This is a genomic window from Enterobacter chinensis (assembly GCF_034008295.1).
GTDB lineage: Bacteria > Pseudomonadota > Gammaproteobacteria > Enterobacterales > Enterobacteriaceae > Enterobacter > Enterobacter chinensis.
On sequence record NZ_JARDVI010000003.1, the window covers coordinates 282,008 to 305,916 of the forward strand.

Here is a 23,909-nt window from a genome sequence, read left to right on the forward strand (position 1 = left end):
TGAGTCATTGCCCTTACGGTCTGTTCGTTAGCCTGAAAGCATCGAACTTGTAATTGAGAATCATTCAATCATGCATGGATGTAGTAGTAAATGGAAAAAAGCAAAAATCGACTACAGCCATAAGTGGTACGTAAAAGCGCAACGGATTAACAGTTAACTAATTGAAATTAAAGTTATTGTTATCCTCTGGTTTTTTTGATGCCTTCCGTTTACCCATGGGATTATCAGGGTGTTTCTTCTCTTGACTACTACATGGCGCGGCGTCAAACTCTCAAAAGAGAATGAGTTTTATTTTTATTTGTTGTTTTTTCATTACGTTGGCGTTCACGTGGCACACAACACAAACAAACCGGGACTGGTTCTGGAGAACCTCTCTGCGGGCTATCAGAAAAAAATCATCATTGATGAGATCTCCCTTGCGATCCCTCAGCAGAAAATGACGGTGCTGGTAGGGGCGAACGGCTGTGGAAAATCCACGCTGTTGAGCACTATCGCGCGGCTGCTGCAGCCGCTGGGGGGAACCGCGCTGCTGGACGGCAAAGCCATTCATGAGCAACCAACCAAAGCGGTTGCCCGTCAGCTTGGTATTCTGCCCCAGTCTCCGCTGCTGCCGGAAGGGTTAACCGTCTTCGATCTGGTCTCGCGCGGGCGGTTTCCCTGGCAAAATTTTATGCGCCAGTGGAGCGACGAAGACGAGCTGGCGGTGGAAGAGGCGCTGCGCCTGACCGGCACGGCAGCCTTTGCGCATCTGCCGGTCGAAAGCTTGTCCGGCGGCCAGCGCCAGCGCTGCTGGATCGCCATGGCGCTGGCGCAGCAAACGCCGTATATCCTGCTTGACGAACCCACGACGTTTCTCGATCTCCGCTATCAGGTTGAGATCCTGGAACTGCTACACGCCCTGACCCGCCAGCACGGACGTACCGTGGTGGTGGTGCTGCACGATCTCAACTTCGCGGTGAACTACGGCGATTCGCTGGTCTTTTTACGCCAGGGGAAAGTCGAAGGGATATTACATGAAGGCGACGTCTGCACGCCGGAGCTGATCAAAGCAGTATTTGATGTCGACGTGCATATGTCCGTTAACCCGTTGACCGGCAAACCGTTCTTTATGCCCTTTCGCCAGGCTGCTGAAAAATGATAATGCGCACGTCTCTGGCGTTTATCCTTTTTGCGTTCCTGCTGATGGCGGCCGCGGTTGCACACCTCGGGATCGGCGCGCGCGTTATTCCTCCCTGGACGGTGGTCGAGGCTTTTTTCGCTTTCGACCCGCATAATTTCGATCATAACGTCATCATCAGGCTGCGCCTGTTACGCCTTATGGCGGCCACGCTTACCGGCGCGGCGCTGGGTGTGGCGGGGGTATTATTGCAGTCAGTCATCCGCAACCCGCTGGGCGAGCCGCATATTCTGGGTCTCAATGCCGGGGCGGCGCTGGCGGTGGTGCTGACGAGCGCGCTGGGTCTTACCCTGCCATTTGGTCAATCGCTTATTGCCGCCGCCGGTGCCGCCACGCTGTTTTTGCTGGTGCTGATGTTCTCCTCTTCCGGACGTACCGGGCTCACGCCAATGAAAATCACCCTGTGCGGTGTCGCGATGTCGGCATTTGCCTCGTCAGTCACCGCCGCCGTGCTGATTCTGGACGAACAGACGCTGCTCTCCCTGCGTACCTGGCTGGCGGGGGATTTAGCCGGGGTTAACGCACAGACGCTCCGGAGCGCCCTGTGGGCTGCATCAGCCGGTTTTGTTCTCGCTATCGGGCTGTCGCCTTCGCTCAACATGCTGGCGCTGGGGGACAGAATGGCCCAGGGGCTTGGCGTGTCGCTGCTGAAAACCCGCCTGCTCGCCCTGCTGGCCATCGCGCTGCTCTGCGGCGCGGCCGTCGCCATCGCCGGGCCGATTGGCTTTATCGGCCTTGTGGTGCCGCAGCTCATTCGCCGTCTGGTGTCGGTTGATCTGCGAGTGATGGTACCGCTGTCTGCCCTCTGCGGCGCGGTGGTTTTGCTGCTGGCGGATATCGCCGCCCGCACGCTTTTTACGCCCTGGGAGCTGGCAACAGGCATCATGACTGCCCTGGTTGGTGCCCCCGTCTTTATCTTCATGGCCACGAGGATGTTTAAATGAACCGCGCCGGACTGCGTGCGCTGCGCGTTGGCACCTTCTCGGCGCTGATTCGTCCAAAGGCGCTGGCGTGTCTGGTCATCCTGGCGCTGGCCGCCTGCCTGCTGACAGGTTTTGGCCTGACGCACGGTTCCCTGCCAATTCCCACTTCAGATGTCGGGCGCGCGCTGTTTTACCCTGAAAGCCTGACGGCGGAGACGCGCTACATCGTGATGGACATCCGCCTGCCGCGTCTGCTGATGGCGATACTGTGCGGCGCCATGCTCGGCATGGCTGGGGCGGCAATGCAGTCTATTACACGCAATGGCCTGGCTGACCCGGGGCTTATCGGCGTGAAGGAGGGCTGTAGCGCGGCGGTACTGCTGCTGATTTTTCAGTTCCCGGCGCTGAGTCTGGCCTGGCGTCCGCTGGTCGGGATGGCCGGCGGGCTGCTCACCGCGCTTGTGGTCATAGCCCTGGCGCGCGATATCTCGCGCCCGCGATTCATCCTGATTGGCATCGGCGTGTCATGGGCGTTTGCCGCGGCGATGGGCGTCTTCATCACCACTGCTGACGTGCGCGACGTGCAGACGGCGATGCTCTGGCTGGCGGGAAGCCTGCATGCGGCAAACTGGACGCTGGTGGGGCTAGCCGCACTCTGGGCGGCTCCCGCGTTTGTGCTGTTGCTGTTTACCGCGCGAGCCGCGGACGTGGCGTTGCTCGGCAATCAGGCCGCTACGGGCCTTGGCGTTCGCACAACCCGGCTGGCGCTGCTGCGGGTTCTCGCCCCGGTGGTGCTGACGGCAGCCAGCGTCTCCTGCGTGGGCAGTATTGGTTTCGTGGGGCTGATTGCCCCGCATATGGCACGCCTGCTGCTGCGCGGTGGGCAAACCGCGCTCCTGGTGGGAAGCGCCGTGCTGGGCGCGCTGCTGGTGCTGCTGGCTGATAACGTCGGACGTCTGGCATTCCTCCCGCTGCAGCTGCCGGCGGGAATTGTGATTTCATTAATTGGCGGACCGTTTTTCCTGCTGCTGCTCTGGCAGCGTCGGGACAGATTTTAGGGGACTATGATGCGCGTAGTGTTTTCGATGCTGTTGTTGGTGGGGGTCGCGGTGAGTGCGGCGGAGTCGACGCAGACGTTTACTGACGATCTGAACCGAAAAGTGGTGGTGCCGGTTCATCCGAAACGGATTGTCTCGTTACACGATCTGGATATCACCATTCCGCTGATTGAGCTTGGCGTGCCGCCGGTCGCGAGCCATGGCCGCACGCGGCCGGACGGCAGCCACTTTCTGCGCTCCAGCGGAATGTTGACGAGCGTCGACTTCGATAATTCCGACATCAAATTTATCGGCACGGCGGATATCGACATTGAAGCTATCGCCGCCGCAAAACCTGACCTGATCGTGACCGAGCCGACCCGCAACACCCCGGTGGAACAGCTGGAAAAAATTGCCCCGACGGTCAGCATCGATCATCTCGATGGCGGCGCGCCGGAGATCTACCGCAAGCTGGCGCAGCTCACAGGCACGCAGGCGCGGCTGGCGATCCTTGAGCGTCGCTATCAGGAGCAAATAAAGGCGCTGAAAGCGACGGTGGATACCCGCAAAATTAGCGTGTCGGTGATTCAGGCGAATCAGGGGAAGATTAACGCCATGCACAGCTATCACTCGCTGGGCCGCGTGCTCCGTGATGCCGGGTTCACCTTCCCGCCGCTGATTGAGTCCATTCCGGAAGGGGGACGAATTGACGTCAGCGCCGAGCGCCTGCCGGAACTGGATGCCGACTTCGTCTTCGCCACCTGGCGCGGGGATACCGGCGGTAAACCGCAGGACGAGCTGGCGGCGATGGATGCGGTGATGCCGGGGTGGTGTCAGTTTCTGAATGCCTGCCGGACCGGGCATTACGTGCTGATCTCGCGTGAAGAGGCGATCTCGAATTCGTTTGCCTCGTTAGGGCTGATGGCCGCGCAGGTGCAGTCGCAGATTGCCGGGCGTCCGCTGCCGGAGGCGTCACGGTGATCCGCAAAGAGAAAAGTCGCGTCGATGTCTATGGCGACCGCTTTCGCGCCCGCGCGCATCAGCTGACGCCGCGTCTGCTGCAGGTCGCACGCTATATCCATGACAACCGCGAAGCGGTGATGGAACAGACTGCAATGGAGATTGCTGCGGAACTGAAAACCTCGGACGCCACGGTGGTCCGCGCCATTCAGGCGCTGGGGTTCGCCGGGCTGCGCGATCTGAAGCAGACCCTGGAGCAGTGGTTTGGCCCGGTGGTGACGTCCAGCGAAAAGATGTCCACCACGGTGAATACGCTTGCCAGCGACGTCAATGCGAGCATTGATTTTGTGCTGGAGGGGCATCAACACACCTGCGACGTGCTATCCGAGCCCCACAACCGCTATGCGATGGCGCAGGCGGTCTCACTGCTGGCGCAGGCGAGGCAGGTTGCCATATTTGGCATTGGCGCATCCGGTATTTTGGCCGAGTACACTGCCAGGCTGTTCAGCCGCATGGGTTTACCCGCCACGCCGCTTAACCGCACCGGGATAGGGCTTGCCGAACAGCTGATTGCGCTTCAGCGCGGCGACGTGCTGGTGATGATGGCGCAGAAGTCCGCGCATCGGGAGGGGCAAACCACGCTGCGTGAAGCAAAACGTCTGGGTATCCCAACGATCCTGCTGACCAACGCCCTTGATTCGCGTTTCAGTAAGGAGGCCAGCGTGGTGATCCACGTTCCGCGCGGCGGCGAAAAGGGCAAAATCCCGCTCCATGGCACGGTGCTGCTGTGTCTGGAGATGATTATTTTATCCGTCGCCTCCACCGAGCCGCAGCGCACCATCAAGTCAATGAAGCGCATCAACGAGTTACATCGCGGTTTAAAACCGGGGAAGAAGAGCAGTTGATTTCCCCCCGGCTCGCGGATCACGCTTTAGGAATACGCAGCGTCTGGCCAGGATAGATTTTATCCGGGCTGGAAAGCATCGGGCGGTTAGCTTCAAAAATCTTATTGTACTGGTTGGCATCGCCATACACGGTTTTGGAGATAGCGCTCAGGGTATCGCCGGATTTCACCGTGTAGTAGGTGGCTTCATCTTTGGCATCGGTCGCGGTGATGTTGTTCTCCACCTCGCTCACGCCCGCGATGTTCCCGACGGCGACCTGGATTTTTTCTTTCTGTTCCTGGGTCAGCCCGTCGCCCGTCACGCTGGCTTTGCCGTCGGTGACGTTAACCTGAACCTTATCTGAACCGGGGATATTGAGTTTCTTGAGATGCTCGGTGATTTTGTCGCTCTGGCCTTTATGATCGGTCAGGTTATCCCATAGCTTTTCGCCTGCTTCTTTTACAAAGTTAAAAAGACCCATTCCATCCTCCTGTTAATCATGAAGTCAGAATAAGCATAGCAGTTGAGTTTTAAGCTGATAAAAAAAGCCCGGTAGCGCTGACGCTTACCGGGCCTACGGTTCAGGTTTTGTAGGCCGGGTAAACGCAGTGCCACCCGGCAAATACCACGAACTTAAACCCCTTGCTCCAGAATGCGGATGTGGGTTTCCAGCACGTCACCCTTCACCGCGTCGCTCCACGCTTTCATGTGCGCGGTCTGCAGGTGCGCTTCAAGATGCGCGACGGTTTCCCACTGCTCAACCATGATGATCGAGTCTGGTGCGGTCGCCTGGAAGCTGGCGTCAGTGGCGGCATCCACCATCGGCGCGTAGCCGTGGCAGCCTTCTTCTTTCAGTACGGTCGGGATAATTTTCGCGAACTGATCCAGCACCGCCTGGCGGTGATGTTGACCTGGACGAGTACGGATTTCTGCAATAACGGTAAGCATTGTGACTACTCCTTTAATTCCAGGGTACCAGTTAAGCAAAAATTTCCGCGAGATGCTTGCGATATTCTGCGATATAGTTCGGGACATCAGGCATTTTAATCACGTCGTTGACGATAAAGGTCGGCAGCGGATCCATACCCAGGAACTGGTTAGCCTTGTGGAACGGCAGGTACGCGCCGTCAACGCCCACGCCTTCGAAGAACTGATCTTTCTCGGTGAACGCTTCCATCGGCGCGTTCCAGGTCAGGGACAGCATGTATTTTTTGCCCTGAATCAGGCCGCCGGAGCCATATTTTTTAGAGGCATCGGAGCGGGTACGGCCGTCGCTGGCATACAGTGAGCCATGACCTTCGGTGAACACGTCGTCCATGTATTTTTTCACGGTCCACGGCGCGCCCATCCACCAGCCAGGCATCTGCCAGATCACCACGTCGGCCCACAGGAAGTTCTGCACTTCGGCTTTCACGTCGTAATTGCTGTCCGCACGCACGACCTTAACATCATGCCCGGCGTCGCGCAGGAAACCGTCCGCGACCTCGGTCAGGGTGTCATTCAGCTGGCCTTTAGAGTGCGCGAATTCTTTTGCGCCATTGATAATCAGAATGTTGCTCATTATTTGTCCTCGGTGATGAGAGTATGGCGAGTATTCTACGCGCGAGGACGGTGCGTTAAAATGAGCAAAATGTGCAAAGTCTTTTGCATTAAATGCAATAATCCCTTACCAGCTGACCTTCGCTTCAAAGCCCCCTTCAGGTGCATTATTCAGCGAGACGTGCATACCATGCAGGGCGGCAATGCGCCTGACGATAGATATCCCCAACCCACTGCCCGTGGCATCCTGGCCCGGGGGACGATAAAAACGTTCGCCGATGCGCGCCAGCGCATCAGGTGAAATACCGGGGCCGTTGTCGCGCACGGTAAAGCTACGCGTGTCCAGCGTCACGTCTACCTCGCTGCCGCGCGGGCTGTAGCGAATCGCGTTATCCAGCAGGTTGCGCACCAGCAGGCTCAGGAGCAACTGCTGGCCCGTGCGTGTAACCTCTGGCGCATTGATGTTCAGGCGAATATCAATGCCCGCCTGCCGGGCCGGGTGCCAGGTATCCAGCACGGCCGACTGCAGTAAATCGGCCAGGATAATTGGTTCCACATCGTCCAGGTTATCCAGCGAGTCCAGACGCGACAGCGTGAGGAGCTGATCCACCAGCCGGGAGGCGCGGTCGATACCCGCATGCAGCTGCATCAGCGCTTTTTCCCGCGCCTGCGGATCGTCCTGAGAGAGCAGCGCCACATCGGTTTGCACCTTCAGGGCCGCCAGCGGGCTGCGTAATTCGTGGGCAGCATCGGAAGTAAAACGACGCTCGCGGGTCATCATCTCCTGGGTTCGCGTGAAGAGATGATTCAGCGCGTCGAGCAGGGGACGTACTTCTGTTGGTACACCCTCCGTCGGCAGTTTATCGGTGGCATCCGGTGAGCGAGAACGCAACGTCTGCGCCAGCTTTTTCAGCGGCTTCAGTTCGCGGCTTAGCAGTACGATTAGCAACAGCAGCATCACGGGCAGGGCCACCAGCCACGGTGTGAGCTGCGAGCTGACCACGTCCAGCGCCATATCCTGCCGATACTCCCACTCCTGGCCGACCACCACGCGGTACTTTCCGTCGGGCGACGTCAGCCATAAAAAGCGCCATTCGTCGTTGTCACCCTGTAGCTGCCCGTTATCGAACCCGTCGCGGCGATAGTGGTACGGAATATCGCTGCCATTTTCACCGTCATTGAGGATCATTTTGCCGTCGACGGCGTAGATGGCAAAAGCCAGCGCGTCGTCATCCAGACGACCATGCTTCACTTTTTTAGGGATTTCACGCATCCGTTCGGGGGCGCGGATCTCGTCAAGATCCATCGTCAGCAGCCGTTTGGCAAACAGCATCTGCTGGGTATCAAAGAGCTTGTCGAGCTTGTGCGTCGTTTGCTGCCAGGCAACAAGACTGGCGGCAAACCAGGCCGTCAGAGACAGCAGTAAAAAGAGAAGCGTCAGGCGCAGCTTCAGGCTCAGGCGTTGCGTCAGTTTCATGCGTCACCCAGGGTATAACCGATGCCGTGCACGGTGCGGATAAACTCGCTGCCAAGCTTGCGGCGCAGATGATGGACGTGAACCTCGATGGCGTTGCTGGAGACGTCATCGTCCCAGGTATAGAGTTTTTCCTCGATAAGCTTTCGCGGCAGCACCCGGCCCGCGTTACGCATTAACAGCTCAAGCAGCGCGAACTCTTTGGGTTTTAGCGTCAGGGGGGCACCGTCCAGCGTGGCGACGAGCCGGGTCGGATCGAGCGTGACCTTGCCGTGGCGTAGCTCGCTGCACGCCTGGCCGTGGCTGCGGCGGACCAGCGCTTCGAGGCGGGCCCCCACTTCGATCAGCGCGAACGGCTTACAGAGATAATCATCCGCGCCAAGGCGCAGCCCTTCGACGCGCTGGTTCAGCGCATCCCGCGCGGTCAGGATCAGTACCGGCTCACTGCGCCCGCTTTCGCGCCACGCGCGCAGGATCTCAAGCCCGTCGATTTCCGGCAGCGTCAGATCCAGCACGACGGCATCATAGGGTGCGGAATAGAGCGCGGCCTGACCGGTTTTTCCGTCGGTAAACCAGTCCACGCTAAAGCCCATTTTGCCTAAGCCAGCTTTGATGCCATCGCCGATTAACGTGTCGTCTTCTACCAGTAAAATGCGCATGTTCCCTCCTTGATGCCGTCAGTAAACCCTCTGTAAGCGCCTGCTGTACAGCAATAATAAATAAATTTTTCCCTTAAGAAGTTGTTAAGGATTACCCTGTTAAATGGATTGCGAAACCAAATTAAAGGGAGAGTTAATATGAAAAAATTCGCTGCTATTGCCGCCATCATGATGATGACCACTGCCCCTGTTTTTGCTGCGCAGGGCGGATTTAACGGCCCGTCTGCCGCACAAACCCAGACCCAAACCCAGGCAGGCGGTTTCGTCGATAATGACGCTAACCTCACCACTGCGGTGAAGGTGAAAGACCTGAAGGACGACAGTTGGGTGAAGCTGCGCGGGAATATCACCCAGCGCCTGTCCGATGACCGCTACACCTTCCGCGATGAGACCGGCACGGTAAACGTGGAGATTGACCACAAGCGCTGGAACGGCGTGACCGTGACCCCGCAGGATAAAGTGGAAATCCAGGGCAAGGTCGATAAAGAGTGGAACGATTTTGAAATCGACGTGAAGCAGGTTATTAAGCTGAACAAATAACCCGGAAAGGGCCGCATAAGCGGCCCTTTTTCTTTGTGACTCAACTCGCCAGATAGGGTAGTATCTGCGGCAATATTGCCTGAAACCCATCGGTTTCTGAGTTGAGGAATCACACGTAATGAGCGATATGGCAGAGCGCCTCGCGCTACATGAATTCACGGAAAACGCCTACCTGAACTACTCCATGTACGTCATCATGGACAGGGCGTTGCCGTTTATCGGGGATGGCCTGAAGCCCGTTCAGCGCCGCATCGTCTATGCGATGTCCGAGCTGGGGCTGAGCGCCACCGCCAAGTTCAAGAAATCCGCCCGTACCGTCGGTGACGTGCTGGGTAAATACCATCCGCACGGCGACAGCGCCTGTTATGAAGCGATGGTGCTGATGGCGCAGCCGTTCTCTTACCGCTATCCGCTGGTGGATGGCCAGGGGAACTGGGGTGCGCCGGACGATCCGAAATCCTTCGCGGCGATGCGTTATACCGAATCCCGTCTGTCTAAATATGCCGAAGTGCTGCTGGGCGAGCTGGGTCAGGGAACCGTTGACTGGGTACCCAACTTCGACGGTACGATGCAGGAGCCGAAGATGCTGCCTGCGCGTCTGCCGAACATCCTGCTGAACGGTACCACCGGTATTGCCGTTGGTATGGCGACGGACATTCCGCCGCACAACCTGCGTGAAGTGGCGAAAGCCGCCATCACCCTGATTGAACAGCCAAAAACCACGCTGGATGATGTCCTGGATATCGTGCAGGGGCCGGACTACCCGACCGAAGCCGAAATCATCACCTCGCGCGCGGAAATCCGCAAAATCTATCAGAACGGTCGCGGCTCCGTGCGTATGCGCGCGGTGTGGAACAAAGAGGACGGCGCTGTGGTCATCACCGCGCTGCCGCATCAGGTCTCCGGTGCGAAAGTGCTGGAGCAGATCGCCTCCCAGATGCGCAATAAAAAGCTGCCGATGGTGGACGACCTGCGCGACGAATCCGACCACGAGAACCCGACCCGTCTGGTTATCGTGCCGCGTTCCAACCGCGTGGATATGGAGCAGGTGATGAACCACCTGTTCGCCACCACCGATCTGGAAAAAAGCTACCGCATCAACCTGAACATGATCGGCCTCGACGGTCGTCCGGCGGTGAAAAACCTGCTGGAGATCCTTACCGAATGGCTGACCTTCCGCCGCGATACGGTACGCCGTCGTCTGAATCACCGTCTGGAGAAAGTGCTTAAGCGCCTGCATATCCTCGAAGGTTTGCTGGTGGCGTTCCTCAATATCGACGAGGTGATTGAGATCATCCGTACCGAGGACGAACCGAAGCCTGCTCTGATGTCGCGCTTTGGCATCAGCGAAACCCAGGCCGAAGCGATCCTCGAACTGAAGCTGCGCCATCTCGCCAAACTGGAAGAGATGAAGATCCGCGGTGAGCAGAACGAGCTGGAAAAAGAGCGCGATCAACTGCAGGCGATCCTGGCGTCCGAACGCAAGATGAACAACCTGCTGAAGAAAGAGCTGCAGGCCGATGCCGAGGCTTTTGGTGACGACCGTCGTTCTCCGCTGCACGAGCGCGAAGAAGCGAAGGCGATGAACGAGCACGACATGCAGCCATCCGAGCCGGTGACCATTGTCCTGTCTCAGAGCGGCTGGGTGCGCAGCGCCAAGGGCCACGATATCGACGCGCCGGGGCTCAGCTACAAAGCGGGCGACAGCTTTAAAGCGGCGGTGAAAGGTAAGAGCAACCAGCCGGTGGCGTTTATCGACTCCACCGGTCGCAGCTACGCCATCGACCCGATCACGCTGCCTTCCGCGCGCGGGCAGGGTGAGCCGCTCACCGGCAAGCTGACGCTGCCGCCGGGTGCAACGGTTGACCATATGCTGATGGAAGCCGATGACCAGAAGCTGCTCCTGGCTTCTGATGCGGGTTACGGTTTTATCTGTACCTTTAACGATCTTGTCTCTCGTAACCGTGCCGGTAAGGCGCTGATTAGCCTGCCGGACAACGCTCACGTGATGGCGCCGCTGGTGATCGAGAACGAAAGCGACATGCTGCTGGCGATCACCACCGCCGGCCGTATGCTGATGTTCCCAGTCAGCGACCTGCCGGAACTGTCAAAAGGCAAGGGTAACAAGATCATCAATATCCCGTCGGCGGAAGCGGCGAAAGGCGAAGATAGCCTGGCGCACCTCTTCCTACTGCCGCCGCAGAGCACGCTGACCATTCATGTCGGCAAGCGTAAAATCAAACTTCGTCCGGAAGAGCTGCAGAAGGTGGTGGGTGAGCGCGGTCGCCGTGGCTCGCTGATGCGCGGTCTGCAGCGTATCGACCGCGTGGAGATTGACTCTCCTGCACGCAGCACCGCGGGTGACAGCGAAGAGTAATGTCGTGATATCCCCCTCTGTCCGGAGGGGGAATTTCAATAAAATTTCCCGTAAAATCGTTGTTAATTCGTGCGTTGCGATTAACAATACGCGCTCGTAATAAAGTCCTTACCTGGCCACAGGTGAAGTATAATTGTCAGCTGTTGGGGCTTCAGAGGTCGCTATGCTATACATTGTTCGTCTTATTCTTACCGTTATTTACTGCATTCTGGTCTGTATTTTCGGCTGCATCTATTGCCTGTTCAGCCCGCGTAATCCGAAGCATGTTGCCACCTTTGGCCATATGTTTGGTCGCCTTGCGCCGCTGTTTGGCCTGAAAGTTGAAAAACGTCTGCCTGAAGGGGCTGAGAATTTCGGCAACGCTATCTATATCGCTAACCATCAGAACAACTACGATATGGTGACCGCCGCAAACATCGTTTTACCACCGACCGTGACAGTGGGGAAAAAGAGCCTGCTGTGGGTCCCGTTTTTTGGCCTGCTGTACTGGCTTACCGGTAACCTGCTGATCGACCGCAATAATCGCGCAAAAGCGCACAGCACCATTGCCGAAGTGGTGAATCACTTCAAAAAGCGCAAAATCTCTATCTGGATGTTTCCGGAAGGGACGCGCAGCCGTGGTCGTGGCCTGCTGCCTTTTAAAACCGGTGCGTTTCATGCCGCAATTGCGGCGGGCGTTCCAATTATTCCCGTGTGCGTTTCCAATACATCGAATAAGATTAATCTTAACCGCCTGAATAACGGGCTGGTGATTGTCGAAATGCTGCCACCCGTCGATACCAGCAAATACGGTAAAGATCAGGTGCGCGAGCTGGCAGCACACTGCCGTGAGCTGATGGCTCAGCATATTGCGCAGCTCGACAAAGAAGTCGCAGAGAGAGAAGCCGCCGGTAAGATTTAATCCGGCGTTGAAGGGAAAACGAATTCCCGCGTTGTTAGTCGTTTCAGATGGAGCTTATATGTCACTCAGTCGGCGTCAGTTTATTCAGGCTTCGGGGATCGCCCTTTGTGCGGGTGCGATGCCGCTGACAGCCAGCGCCGCCGGGCAGCAGCAGCCGCTGCCCATTCCGCCGTTGATTGAATCCCGTCGTGGGCAGCCACTTTTCCTGACCCTGCAGCGTAGCCACTGGTCCTTTACCCAGGGCACGCGTGCGTCTATCTGGGGGATTAACGGGCGCTACCTTGGGCCGACCATCCGCGTGTGGAATGGCGATGACGTTAAGCTCATCTACAGTAACCGTACCGCTGAAAATGTTGCCATGACCGTCAGCGGCTTACAGGTTCCTGGCCCGTTGATGGGCGGTGCCGCGCGCATGATGTCACCCAACGCTGACTGGGCGCCCGTGCTGCCAATCCGCCAGAGTGCGGCAACGCTGTGGTATCACGCTAGCACCCCTAACCGTACCGCTCAGCAGGTCTATAATGGCCTGGCCGGAATGTGGCTGGTGGAGGATGAGGTCAGTAAATCTCTGCCGATCCCAAACCACTACGGTGTGGACGACTTCCCGATTATTATTCAGGACAAGCGTCTGGATAATTTCGGTACGCCGGAATACAGCGAGCCGGGCAGCGGTGGCTTTGTGGGTGATACGCTGCTGGTCAACGGTGCACAAAGCCCCTACGTTGAAGTCTCGCGTGGTTGGGTACGCCTGCGCCTGCTCAATGCCTCTAACTCGCGCCGCTATCAGCTCCAGATGAGCGATGGCCGCCCGCTACACGTGATCTCCGGCGACCAGGGTTTTTTACCGGCGCCGGTTTCCGTCAAACAGCTGGCGCTCTCGCCGGGTGAACGTCGTGAAATCCTCGTGGATATGACCAATGGCGATGAAGTGTCTTTGACCTGCGGCGAGGCAGCCAGCATTGTGGATCGCATCCGCGGGTTCTTTGAACCGTCGAGCATTCTTGTCTCCACCCTGGTGCTGACCCTGCGCCCAACCGGTCTGCTGCCGCTGGTCACCGATAGCCTGCCAATGCGTCTGCTGCCGCAGGAGATCATGAGCGGCTCGCCGGTGCGCAGCCGTGATATCAGCCTGGGCGACGATCCGGGTATCAACGGCGCGCTGTGGGATGTGAACCGTATCGACATTACCGCCCAGCAGGGTACCTGGGAGCGCTGGACCGTTCGCTCGGATATGCCGCAGTCGTTCCATATTGAAGGTGTAAGCTTCCTGATCCGCAACGTGAATGGCGCGATGCCGTTCCCGGAAGACCGCGGCTGGAAGGATACCGTCTGGGTGGATGGCCAGGTCGAGCTGCTCGTCTACTATGGTCAGCCTTCGTGGCCGCACTTCCCGTTCCTGTTCCACAGCCAGACGCTGGAGATGATGGACAGGGGCTCCGTGGGGCAGATGCTGGTGAATCCGGCACCGTAAAACGAGTCGGGTGGCGGCTTCGCCTTACCCGACCTACAGGCCCGTAGGCCCGGTAAGCGTAGCGCCACCGGGCAATAAATACCCCTTCATTTCCCGCAATGATCCAGCGTATAATCCCCGCCCTTTTGTCTATTTTTTCTTCGGAAGCATTATGAGCGCAATTTCCCTGATCCAGCCGGATCGTGACCTCTTCTCCTGGCCCCAGTACTGGGCGGCCTGCTTTGGACCGGCGCCATTCCTGCCGATGTCCCGTGAAGAGATGGACCAACTGGGCTGGGACAGCTGCGATATCATTCTGGTCACGGGCGATGCCTACGTTGACCATCCGAGCTTCGGGATGGCCATCTGTGGCCGTATGCTTGAAGCGCAGGGCTTCCGCGTGGGGATCATCTCCCAGCCTGACTGGAACAGCAAAGACGACTTTATGCGTCTGGGTAAACCCAACCTGTTCTTCGGCGTGACCGCAGGCAACATGGACTCGATGATCAACCGCTATACCGCCGACCGTAAGCTGCGCCATGACGACGCCTACACGCCGGATAACGTTGCGGGCAAACGCCCTGACCGCGCGACCCTGGTGTATACCCAGCGCTGTAAAGAAGCCTGGAAAGACGTGCCGGTGATCCTGGGCGGCATCGAGGCGAGCCTGCGCCGCACCGCGCACTACGACTACTGGTCAGATACCGTTCGCCGCTCGGTGCTGGTGGATTCCAAAGCCGACATGCTGATTTACGGTAACGGCGAGCGTCCGCTGGTGGAAGTGGCGCACCGTCTGTCGCAGGGTGAACCGGTGAACAGCATCCGCGACGTACGCAATACCGCCATCATGGTGAAAGAGGCGCTGCCGGGCTGGAGCGGGGTGGATTCCCGCATCATCGACATGCCGGGCAAAATCGACCCGATCCCACACCCGTACGGCGAAGATCTGCCGTGTGCCGATAACAAGCCGGTAGAGCCAAAGAAAGCGGAAGCGAAGGCTATCGTTGTGCAGCCGCCACGTCCGAAACCGTGGGAAAAGACCTACGTGCTGCTGCCGTCCTACGAGAAGGTCAAAGCCGACAAGGTGCTCTACGCGCATGCGTCCCGTATTCTGCACCATGAAACCAACCCGGGCTGTGCCCGCGCGTTGATGCAGAAGCACGGCGAGCGCTTTATCTGGATCAACCCGCCGGCGATCCCGCTTTCCACCGAAGAGATGGACAGCGTCTTTGCGCTGCCGTACAAGCGCGTGCCGCACCCGGCGTACGGCAATGCCCGTATCCCGGCGTATGAGATGATCCGCTTCTCGATCAACATCATGCGCGGCTGCTTCGGTGGCTGTTCCTTCTGCTCCATTACCGAGCACGAAGGGCGCATTATCCAGAGCCGCTCTGAAGATTCGATCATCAATGAGATCGAAGCGATTCGCGACTCGGTGCCGGGCTTTACCGGCGTGATATCCGATCTTGGCGGCCCGACCGCGAACATGTACATGCTGCGCTGTAAGTCGCCGCGGGCGGAGCAAACCTGCCGCCGCCTGTCCTGCGTCTATCCGAGCATTTGCGAACATATGGACACCAACCACGAGCCGACGATCAACCTCTATCGCCGCGCGCGTGACCTGAAAGGCATCAAGAAGATCCTGATCGCCTCCGGGGTACGTTACGACATCGCCGTGGAAGATCCGCGCTACATCAAAGAGCTGGCAACGCACCACGTCGGCGGCTACCTGAAGATTGCGCCGGAGCACACCGAAGAAGGCCCGCTGTCGAAGATGATGAAGCCGGGTATGGGCAGCTATGACCGCTTTAAAGAGCTGTTCGATACTTATTCGAAGCAGGCGGGCAAAGAGCAGTATCTGATCCCTTACTTTATCTCTGCGCACCCGGGCACGCGCGACGAGGACATGGTGAACCTGGCGCTGTGGCTGAAGCAGCGTCGCTTCCGTCTGGATCAGGTGCAGAACTTCTATCCTTCACCGCTCGCCAACTCGACGACCATGTATTACACCGGCAAGAACCCGCTGAGTAAGATTGGCTATAAGAGTGAAGAGGTGGTGGTGCCGAAAGGGGATAAGCAGCGTCGTCTGCACAAAGCGCTGCTGCGTTATCACGATCCGAAAAACTGGCCGCTGATCCGTCAGGCGCTGGAAGAGATGGGCAAAAAACATCTTATCGGCTCGCGTCGCGACTGCCTGGTACCGGCCCCGACGCTGGATGAGATGCGCGAAGCGCGTCGCCAGAATCGCAATACGCGCCCGGCGCTGACCAAGCACACGCCGATTGTGCATCAGCGTTCGAATGGTAATTCCAGTGTAAAGAAACCCGTGAAGCGCAAAGCGTAAAAGAAAACCCCGGCAAGCCGGGGTTTTTTGTAGGCCGGGTAAGGCGAGGCCGCCACCCGGCAGCTAGCCGCCAAACTGATCCGGATCGGGCCCTAAACGTTTGCCCTTATCTAACTTCGCAATTTCGCCCAGCTCGTCTTTATCCAGACGGAAATCCCAGACGTCGAAGTTCTCGGCGATACGGGACGGCGTGACCGATTTCGGGATCACCACCAGGCCGTTGTCCAGATGCCAGCGAATGACGATTTGCGCCGGGGTTTTACCGTATTTATCCGCCAGCTCACGGATAATCTTTTGATCAAACACCCCTTCGCCGCCCTGCGCCAGCGGGCTCCAGGATTCAGTCTGGATTTTATGCGTGGCGTTCCAGGCGTGAAGCTGACGCTGCTGCATCAGCGGGTGCAGCTCAATCTGGTTAATCACAGGCGCGACGCCCGTCTCGTCAATCAGGCGCTGCAGGTGATGAACCTGGAAGTTGCAGACGCCGATGCTTTTCACCAGCCCCTCTTTCTGCAGGTCAATCATTCCTTTCCAGGCATCAACGTAGTGATCGATGGCCGGAACCGGCCAGTGCATCAGCCAGAGATCGACGAAGTCGAGCTGGAGTTTTTCCAGGCTCTCCTCCAGGGCTTCGCGGGGGCGTTTTTGATCGTCGTTCCAGAGTTTAGTGGTGATGAATAGCTCATCGCGGGAGACGCCGGCGCTGGCCAGTGCCTTACCCACGCCGTCCTCATTTTTGTATGCGGCGGCGGTATCAATCGACCGGTAGCCCACTTCCAGTGCTTTATGAATGGCGGAGACGACCTCGTCGTTACCGGCTTTCCATACACCTAGCCCCAGTTGGGGCATCACGTTGCCGTCCTGCAGCTTGATTACGGTTTGGTTTGCCATTTTTCCTCCTTCAGGTGCGCATCGCCGGAGGGGGACTCCGGCGATGGGATGTGCATTAAGTCTGGACGAAATGTCAAAAAACGAAAGTCGGAAGGACAAAAACGCTTAGCGTGCCGCTTCGTAGATACGACGGCTCACGTCCAGCGTGATGTCGCCGTGCTCGCCCAGTTGGGTCATGCCGTGTTCTTCGAGTTTCGCCAGCAGGGCAGGGATGGAGCTGCCATCCAGACCGTAGCCGGACAGACGCGTTGGCACGCCCAGGCCTTCAAAGAAGTTGCGGGTCGCCTCGATTGCCGCGTCAATACGCGCATCGTCTGAACCCTCGGTGATGTTCCACACGCGCTCGGCGTACTGCAGCAGTTTGGCACGTTTGGTATCACGTTTTTCGTTCCACAACGCAGGCAGAACAACGGCCAGCGTCTGTGCGTGGTCCAGACCGTGCATCGCCGTCAGCTCGTGGCCCAGCATGTGGGTCGCCCAGTCCTGCGGCACGCCAGCACCGATCAGGCCGTTCAGCGCCTGCGTTGCGGCCCACATCACGTTGGCGCGAACGTCATAGTTTTCCGGCTCTTTCAGCGCTTTCGGACCGTCTTCAACCAGCGTCAGCAGAATGCCTTCCGCGAAGCGATCCTGAATTTTGGCATTGACCGGGTACGTTACGTATTGCTCAACGGTATGCACAAAGGCGTCCACCACGCCGTTCGCCACCTGACGCGCAGGCAGGGTGTAGGTGTAAACCGGGTCCAGGATGGCGAACACGGGCTGAACGTGTTCATTCATAAAGGCCTGCTTATCACCGGTGGTTTTGCGGGAAATCACCGCGCCCTTGTTAGATTCAGAGCCGGTAGCCGGGAGGGTCAGCACGGAGCCCATCGGGATCGCGTTTTTAATGTCGCTACCGCGGGTTTCCAGGATATGCCACGGATCGACGCCGTCTGCGTAGTGGGCTGCCGCCGCGATGAATTTCGTGCCGTCCAGCACGGAGCCGCCGCCGACGGCCAGCAGGAAGGTGATGTTCTCTTCGCGGGTGATTTTCACCGCGTTCATCAGCGTTTCGTAAGACGGGTTGGGCTCGATGCCGCCGAACTCACGCACGTCCAGACCGTTCAGGGCGCTATATACCTGATCCAGCACACCGGTTTTTTTCACGCTGCCGCCACCGTAGGTGATGAGTACGCGGGCGTCAGCAGGGATCTGCGCGCGCAGGTCAGCGATAGCGTCTTTACCAAACAGAATGCGGGTTGGGGTGTGAAGATTAAAGTTGTTCATTGCTCGTTCCCTTTAGTGGGTGAAAAATCGTGGTGGCGCAGAGGGCAACCTGATGCTGCACATTGTGGCTGTCCGGGGCTATCCTCTCAATGCACATTCCTGCCGATGTCTTGCCCATTTCTACAGAGCGCTGGAGAAAGCGTGGGAAACGACGCACACTGTTAACGTCGGAAACCGTACCCGGAGTAACGTAATATGAACCGTGAAGCGATCTGCCATCAGCTTACTGCGCAGATTAAAAGACTGATAGATAACGCAAAAGATGTCAGCGATCTGCTGCCGGATATTCGCCTGCTTTACGGCACGCAGCCCGGGACGCGTACGCCAGTGATGTACCAGCCGGGCATCGTTTTTCTCTTTTCAGGCCATAAAATTGGCTATATCAACGAGCGCGTGTTTCGCTACGACACCAATGAATACCTGCTCCTGACAGTACCTTTACCCTTTGAATGTGAAACTTTCGCGACAGAGGCGGTTCCGCTGGCAGGGATCCGCGTCAATGTCGATATCCTTCAGTTGCAGGAACTGCTGATGGAGATAGGTGAAGATGAGTTCTTCCAGCCTTCGATGGCGTCGAGCGGGATTAACTCGGCGACGTTATCGGAAGAGATCCTTTGCGCCATTGAGCGTCTGCTGGACGTCATGGAGAGGCCGCTGGATGCACGCATTCTGGGCAAGCAAATTATCCGCGAAATTCTTTACCACGTGCTGCTGGGACCAGGCGGCGGGGCGTTACTGGCTCTGGTGAGCCGACAAACTCACTTTAGCCTGATCAGCCGCGTGCTCAAGCGTATTGAAAGCCAGTACACGGAAAACCTCAGCGTTGACCAGCTCGCCGCGGAAGCGAACATGAGCGTCTCGGCGTTTCACCATAATTTTAAATCGGTGACCAGCACTTCGCCCCTGCAATACCTTAAAACCTACCGGCTGCATAAGGCGCGGATGCTGATGATCCACGATGGCATGAAGGCCAGCGCGGCGGCGATGCGGGTAGGCTACGAAAGTGCGTCGCAGTTCAGTCGGGAATTTAAGCGGTATTTCGGCGTTACGCCGGGAGAGGATGCGTCACGTATCCGAACCATGCAGGGAGCCTGAGGGGAAACGTAGGCCGGGTAAGCGATAGCGCCACCCGGCTTTTGTTTATGCACTGCAGTACTTTTTCTTAATCACCACCGCAATCGTCCCTACCAGCCCCGCCACCAGCAGGAACATCGGCAGCACCATCAGGAAGGTCATTACCTGGTCTTCATGGTGTTTCACAAAGGGGATCATATTCAGCGCGTAGCCGAGCGTGGTGACCACGCCAACCCACAGCAGCGCGCTCAGCCAGTTGAAGAACTGGAAGCGACGGTTCGACAGACCGGAAATGCCTGCCATTGTCGGCAGAAGGGTGCGAACAAACGCCAGGAAACGCCCAGCCAGCAGCGCCAGCAGGCCGTGCCGATCGAACATGCAGGTCGCACGCTGATGATATTTATGCGGTAACTGCGCCAGCCAGCTTTTAACGACGCGCGTATTCCCCAGCCAGCGGCCCTGCAGATAGCTCAGCCAGCAGCCCAGGCTGGCTGCGGAGGTGAGGATAACCATCGTTGATGTGAAGTCCATGACGCCTTTGCCGATTAACGCCCCGGCAAGTAAAAGCAGGCTGTCACCGGGTAAAAACGAGGCAGGCAGTAATCCATTTTCCAGAAACAGAGTTGCGAACATCACGAGATAGACGATACCGACGACGTGAGGATCTGCCAGCGCGGCAAAGTCGTGATGCCAGAGCGCCGCGATAATATCTTGAATAACAGCCATGGACTTTCCTGTGGAACAGCAGATATAGCGCTATTGTACTCCCTTATTCCCCCGTCGGGTTTGATCCCGGGCGCAACTCATGCAGACTTTTCTGCTTGCAGTGTCCACAAAAGCGTCCAGGGAGTACATTTTCAGCCAGCACTCTACACGATACGCTCGAACCCTGCTGCTAAATCCGCAATTAAATCGTCCACATTTTCTAAACCAATATGCAGCCGGATTAGGGTGCCGCTGAAGTCCACTTCGCCACCGGGGCGCAGGGCCGCGATCTGCTCCGGCTGGTTAGGCAGGATCAGCGATTCAAAACCGCCCCAGGAGTAGGCCATGCTGAAGAGGGTAAAGTTATCCAGATAGCTTGCCAGCTCGTCGTTATTCAGCCGCTTTTTCAACACGAACGAGAACAGACCGCTGCTGCCTGTAAAGTCACGCTGCCAGAATTCATGACCTTTACTGCCGGGTAGAGCGGGATGGTTAACGCGCTCAACCAGAGGGTGCTGCGCCAGCCATTCTGCCACCTTCAGGCTGCTTTCATGGTGCTGACGCAGGCGAACCCCCAGCGTGCGGAGTCCGCGGCTGGTCATGTAGGCTGTGTCTGCGTCCACCATCTGGCCCATCAGGTAGGCATTTTCACGCAGTTGATCCCAGCAGCGCGCGTTGGATACCGCCGTACCTATCATGCCGTCAGAGTGGCCAATCAGGTATTTCGTCGCGGCCTGAATCGAGATGTCGATGTCGAACTCCAGCGCTTTAAACAGCACGCCTGCCGCCCAGGTGTTGTCGATCATGACAATCGCCTCTGGCGCTTTACTGCGCACGGCTTTCACGATAGCGGGCACGTCGTGGACTTCCATGGTGAGCGACCCCGGAGATTCCAGGAACACAATGCGCGTGTTTGGCTGAATAAGTTCGGCAATGCCTTCACCAATCAGCGGGTCGAACCAGCCGGTCGTTACGCCGAGCTTGTTGAGGATTTTGGTACAGAAGTCCTGGCTGGGTTCATAGGCGGTGTTGGTCATCAGGATATGGTCGCCCTGTTCCACAAACGCCAGAATCGTGTTGGCCACCGCCGCCGCCCCGCACGGGAACAGCGCGCAGCCTGCGCCGCCTTCCAGCTCGCACATCGCTTCCTGTAGAGAAAAATGGGTTAGCGTGCCGCGACGGCCGTAAAACAGCCCGCCTTTTGCGCGGTTACGCGTGGCGATTTTTTTCTCCTCAACGGTGTCAAACACCAGCGAGGAGGCGCGTTGAATCACACTGTTCACCGATCCCTGGGTATATTTTTTGCTGCGTCCTGCCTGTACCAGCGTGGTATCAAGATGCTTCTTTGTCATGTTCGCTAACCCTGTTTTTATACGTCTGGACGTCCAGACTACCACGATTGGAAAAAACTGCACCCGGAGGCTTATCGAATAAGCAGAAAATTTTTGCAAAAATACGCATAAGAAATTTTTACTGCGTAAGCGCAAGGAAAGTGAACGAAAATTGCGGCACTATGCAAATACTAATGAGAACTACTATCAATTCGACGGCGTTTTGATATTATTACGGTCAGATTTTGTGATTTGCGTCCTGGAGATACAGAGTGGGTAATAATTTGATGCAGACGGATCTCTCCGTTTGGGGCATGTATCAACATGCTGACATCGTGGTTAAGATTGTGATGATCGGCCTGATTCTGGCGTCCGTGATCACGTGGGCTATCTTCTTTAGCAAGAGCGCCGAGCTTATTTCGCAAAAGCGCCGCCTCAAGCGGGAGCAGCAGCAGCTGGCCGAAGCCCGCTCTCTGGATCAGGCATCTGACATGACCTCATCCTTCCACGCGAAAAGCCTGACCACCCTGTTAGTGAACGAGGCTCAGAACGAGCTGGAACTCTCCGCGGGCAGTGAAGATAACGAAGGCATCAAAGAGCGTACCGGTTTCCGTCTGGAGCGTCGCGTTGCGGCCGTTGGCCGACACATGGGGCGCGGCAATGGTTATCTGGCGACAATCGGTGCGATCTCACCCTTCATCGGTCTTTTCGGTACGGTCTGGGGCATCATGAACAGCTTTATCGGCATTGCACAGACCCAAACCACCAACCTGGCGGTCGTTGCGCCGGGCATCGCAGAAGCGCTGCTGGCGACGGCAATCGGTCTGGTTGCCGCCATCCCGGCGGTGGTTATTTACAACATCTTCGCGCGTATGATTGGCAGCTACAAAGCTACGCTCGGTGACGTTGCCGCGCAGGTTCTGCTGCTGCAAAGTCGCGATCTCGACCTGAATGCCAGCTCGGTTAAGCCGGTGCATGCGGCGTCTAAACTGCGCGCAGGTTGATACGATGGCGATGCGTCTAAACGAAAATCTGGACGATAACGGCGAAATGCATGAAATCAACGTGACGCCGTTTATCGACGTCATGCTGGTTCTGCTGATTATCTTCATGGTGGCTGCGCCGCTGGCGACGGTCGACGTGAAGGTGAACCTGCCGGCCTCTTCCAGCCAGCCACAGCCGCGCCCGGAGAAGCCTATCTACCTGTCAGTGAAGGCGGATAAATCCATGTTCCTCGGGAACGACCCGGTGACGGCGGACTCAGTTATCCCGGCGCTGGAGCAGCTTACTGGCGGTAAGAAAGACACCACGGTCTTCTTCCGTGCGGATAAAACCGTTGATTACGAAACCATGATGAAGGTAATGGACACGCTGCATCAGGCGGGGTACCTGAAGATTGGACTGGTCGGCGAAGAGAAAGCGGCCGCGAAATGATAAAGAAGCTGGCGGAAGCCGGCTTTTTTTATGTCTGTCGAGTTATTCGTTTTTATTATCCGTTGGTGCGGCCACGGACGTTGTCAGCGCGTCCTCATCAAGCGCAACGCAGGTGACGTTTGAGGTACGGTACTCACCCTCTGACAGTTTGCGCGTCAGACGCAGGGTGGCGATCTCTCTGGCAAGCAGATACTGGTAATTGGCCTCGAGACGTCCCAGAAGCTTCTCTTTCAGCTCTGGACGCTGTTCAATGATGGCGTTCATCACTGCACCATAAATCTCTTCTTTGACCTGTAGCGGGTAAATATCACGGCGATTCTGCCATTTTAGACGAACCAGCGTCGCCGGGATCGATACCAGGTCTTGTGTAATACGCGTCATCTCGGCATTTTTTGTTTTTCGCAGTGCGTCGAGATTTTGCTTTAAGATAAATTCATCACTTTTTTTATCATCTAAAGTCAAATAAACGTCGTTGTTTTTAATTTCCTTCACGTTAATCTTCCCCCAGGCTATAAAAGATTGGGTTGTTTTTTTCTCGTGTAATTAAATTAAGCCAAATTTCATTGCCCGACTCATTAATTTCTTTGGTTTTTTCGGCCATTATTTGACTTAGTTTCTGGGCATCTATTTCACCTTCGGCCTGCAGGTCATTCAGCAGGTGGACAAGGGCTTCAATTTTTATGGCGCGAAATAAGCGGTCTTTTATATGACGATCGTGCTCTTCCAGCAACATATTACGGGATTTGCCGGTTTGGGAAACACCAATTAATATATCAGGCTCGAAATCAGAGAGCTTTCTTTTCCCCTGAGTGAAACTGACCTCTTTTTCTGCTTCCGTCGGTTGCTGTTCCACAGGCGTGATGTGGTACTTAGCCGGGACGAGATAGTCGGGCAGCATTTTTAATTTCCTTTAATTTCAACAGGGTGGGGTTGGTAAAGG

Annotated in this window: 24 protein-coding genes; 13 read left to right on the forward strand and 11 right to left on the reverse strand. The window is 57.0% G+C overall.

Annotated elements, in window-relative coordinates; all coding sequences use genetic code 11:
- The first annotated feature begins 328 nt into the window (after window positions 1-328).
- Genes PYW49_RS10645 through PYW49_RS10665 form a run of 5 tightly spaced genes read left to right on the forward strand, consistent with a single transcriptional unit; the run spans window position 329 to window position 5,002 of the window.
- Complete coding sequence (locus PYW49_RS10645) at window positions 329-1,138, forward strand: ABC transporter ATP-binding protein (protein WP_320386405.1); 810 nt, start codon at window positions 329-331, stop codon at window positions 1,136-1,138.
- Window positions 1,138-2,121 carry a FecCD family ABC transporter permease gene (locus PYW49_RS10650; protein ID WP_320386600.1) on the forward strand — a complete coding sequence of 328 codons (984 nt, stop codon included), beginning with the start codon at window positions 1,138-1,140 and terminating at the stop codon, window positions 2,119-2,121. The genes PYW49_RS10645 and PYW49_RS10650 overlap by 1 nt, the downstream gene beginning before the upstream one ends.
- Entirely contained in the window at window positions 2,118-3,158 is a 1,041-nt protein-coding gene (locus PYW49_RS10655) for a FecCD family ABC transporter permease (RefSeq protein ID WP_320386406.1), read from the forward strand. The genes PYW49_RS10650 and PYW49_RS10655 overlap by 4 nt, the downstream gene beginning before the upstream one ends.
- 9 nt (window positions 3,159-3,167) lie before the next feature.
- A complete protein-coding gene (locus PYW49_RS10660; RefSeq protein ID WP_320386601.1) occupies window positions 3,168-4,118 on the forward strand; it encodes an iron-siderophore ABC transporter substrate-binding protein in 951 nt (316 codons plus the stop codon).
- Window positions 4,115-5,002, forward strand: a complete 888-nt coding sequence (locus tag PYW49_RS10665; protein ID WP_320386407.1) for a MurR/RpiR family transcriptional regulator — start codon at window positions 4,115-4,117, stop codon at window positions 5,000-5,002. Before PYW49_RS10660 ends, PYW49_RS10665 begins: the two co-directional genes overlap by 4 nt.
- A gap of 19 nt (window positions 5,003-5,021) precedes the next feature.
- Here the strand turns inward: PYW49_RS10665 and lysM are convergent, their stop codons facing one another.
- From lysM to qseB, 5 genes are all read right to left on the reverse strand, one after another.
- Window positions 5,022-5,462, reverse strand: a complete 441-nt coding sequence (gene lysM, locus PYW49_RS10670; protein WP_003862507.1) for a peptidoglycan-binding protein LysM — start codon at window positions 5,460-5,462, stop codon at window positions 5,022-5,024.
- A gap of 152 nt (window positions 5,463-5,614) precedes the next feature.
- Window positions 5,615-5,929, reverse strand: a complete 315-nt coding sequence (locus PYW49_RS10675) for a putative quinol monooxygenase (RefSeq protein ID WP_008502984.1) — start codon at window positions 5,927-5,929, stop codon at window positions 5,615-5,617.
- A 31-nt stretch (window positions 5,930-5,960) separates the two neighbouring features.
- Window positions 5,961-6,542: an NAD(P)H-dependent oxidoreductase gene (locus PYW49_RS10680; RefSeq protein ID WP_320386408.1), complete on the reverse strand. Its 582-nt coding sequence runs from the start codon at window positions 6,540-6,542 to the stop codon at window positions 5,961-5,963.
- 105 nt (window positions 6,543-6,647) lie between these two features.
- Complete coding sequence (gene qseC / locus PYW49_RS10685) at window positions 6,648-7,997, reverse strand: quorum sensing histidine kinase QseC (RefSeq protein WP_320386409.1); 1,350 nt, start codon at window positions 7,995-7,997, stop codon at window positions 6,648-6,650.
- Complete coding sequence (gene qseB / locus PYW49_RS10690) at window positions 7,994-8,653, reverse strand: quorum sensing response regulator transcription factor QseB (protein ID WP_134348736.1); 660 nt, start codon at window positions 8,651-8,653, stop codon at window positions 7,994-7,996. The genes qseC and qseB overlap by 4 nt, the downstream gene beginning before the upstream one ends.
- A 138-nt stretch (window positions 8,654-8,791) precedes the next feature.
- Here qseB and PYW49_RS10695 point away from each other — a divergent pair, with 138 nt between their 5' ends.
- The 5 genes from PYW49_RS10695 to PYW49_RS10715 all read left to right on the forward strand — a co-directional run bounded on the left by PYW49_RS10695 (window position 8,792) and on the right by PYW49_RS10715 (window position 16,265).
- A complete protein-coding gene (locus PYW49_RS10695; protein WP_134348737.1) occupies window positions 8,792-9,193 on the forward strand; it encodes a YgiW/YdeI family stress tolerance OB fold protein in 402 nt (133 codons plus the stop codon).
- A gap of 118 nt (window positions 9,194-9,311) precedes the next feature.
- A complete protein-coding gene (gene parC, locus PYW49_RS10700) occupies window positions 9,312-11,570 on the forward strand; it encodes a DNA topoisomerase IV subunit A (protein ID WP_320386410.1) in 2,259 nt (752 codons plus the stop codon).
- A 163-nt stretch (window positions 11,571-11,733) separates the two neighbouring features.
- Window positions 11,734-12,471: a 1-acylglycerol-3-phosphate O-acyltransferase gene (plsC, locus tag PYW49_RS10705; RefSeq protein ID WP_134348739.1), complete on the forward strand. Its 738-nt coding sequence runs from the start codon at window positions 11,734-11,736 to the stop codon at window positions 12,469-12,471.
- Between the two features lie 58 nt (window positions 12,472-12,529).
- Complete coding sequence (gene ftsP / locus PYW49_RS10710) at window positions 12,530-13,942, forward strand: cell division protein FtsP (RefSeq protein WP_134348740.1); 1,413 nt, start codon at window positions 12,530-12,532, stop codon at window positions 13,940-13,942.
- A gap of 151 nt (window positions 13,943-14,093) precedes the next feature.
- The gene (locus PYW49_RS10715) at window positions 14,094-16,265 is read left to right on the forward strand and encodes a YgiQ family radical SAM protein (protein ID WP_134348741.1); all 2,172 of its coding nucleotides are present in this window, start codon (window positions 14,094-14,096) and stop codon (window positions 16,263-16,265) included.
- Between the two features lie 63 nt (window positions 16,266-16,328).
- Here PYW49_RS10715 and dkgA read toward each other — a convergent pair whose 3' ends face one another.
- Window positions 16,329-17,156, reverse strand: a complete 828-nt coding sequence (gene dkgA, locus PYW49_RS10720) for a 2,5-didehydrogluconate reductase DkgA (protein ID WP_134348742.1) — start codon at window positions 17,154-17,156, stop codon at window positions 16,329-16,331.
- Window positions 17,157-17,261: 105 nt separating this feature from the next.
- A complete protein-coding gene (gene yqhD, locus PYW49_RS10725; RefSeq protein WP_320386411.1) occupies window positions 17,262-18,425 on the reverse strand; it encodes an alcohol dehydrogenase in 1,164 nt (387 codons plus the stop codon).
- 195 nt (window positions 18,426-18,620) lie between these two features.
- On the opposite strand from yqhD, the gene PYW49_RS10730 reads away from it, so the two are divergent.
- Entirely contained in the window at window positions 18,621-19,520 is a 900-nt protein-coding gene (locus PYW49_RS10730; protein ID WP_320386412.1) for an AraC family transcriptional regulator, read from the forward strand.
- A 45-nt stretch (window positions 19,521-19,565) separates the two neighbouring features.
- Here PYW49_RS10730 and PYW49_RS10735 read toward each other — a convergent pair whose 3' ends face one another.
- Both PYW49_RS10735 and metC read right to left on the reverse strand, forming a co-directional pair.
- Window positions 19,566-20,225, reverse strand: coding sequence for a VTT domain-containing protein (locus tag PYW49_RS10735; protein ID WP_320386413.1), 660 nt, complete (start codon window positions 20,223-20,225; stop codon window positions 19,566-19,568).
- Between the two features lie 143 nt (window positions 20,226-20,368).
- Window positions 20,369-21,556, reverse strand: a complete 1,188-nt coding sequence (gene metC / locus PYW49_RS10740; RefSeq protein WP_320386414.1) for a cystathionine beta-lyase — start codon at window positions 21,554-21,556, stop codon at window positions 20,369-20,371.
- Between the two features lie 251 nt (window positions 21,557-21,807).
- Here metC and exbB point away from each other — a divergent pair, with 251 nt between their 5' ends.
- Both exbB and exbD read left to right on the forward strand, forming a co-directional pair.
- Window positions 21,808-22,539, forward strand: a complete 732-nt coding sequence (gene exbB, locus PYW49_RS10745) for a tol-pal system-associated acyl-CoA thioesterase (protein WP_134348747.1) — start codon at window positions 21,808-21,810, stop codon at window positions 22,537-22,539.
- 4 nt (window positions 22,540-22,543) lie between these two features.
- A complete protein-coding gene (exbD, locus tag PYW49_RS10750; RefSeq protein ID WP_134348748.1) occupies window positions 22,544-22,969 on the forward strand; it encodes a TonB system transport protein ExbD in 426 nt (141 codons plus the stop codon).
- 42 nt (window positions 22,970-23,011) lie between these two features.
- On the opposite strand, the gene PYW49_RS10755 is transcribed toward exbD, so the two are convergent.
- Both PYW49_RS10755 and PYW49_RS10760 read right to left on the reverse strand, forming a co-directional pair.
- Entirely contained in the window at window positions 23,012-23,461 is a 450-nt protein-coding gene (locus PYW49_RS10755) for a cytoplasmic protein (RefSeq protein ID WP_134348749.1), read from the reverse strand.
- A 1-nt stretch (window position 23,462) separates the two neighbouring features.
- Window positions 23,463-23,867 carry a hypothetical protein gene (locus tag PYW49_RS10760; RefSeq protein ID WP_134348750.1) on the reverse strand — a complete coding sequence of 135 codons (405 nt, stop codon included), beginning with the start codon at window positions 23,865-23,867 and terminating at the stop codon, window positions 23,463-23,465.
- Between the last annotated feature and the right edge of the window lie 42 nt (window positions 23,868-23,909).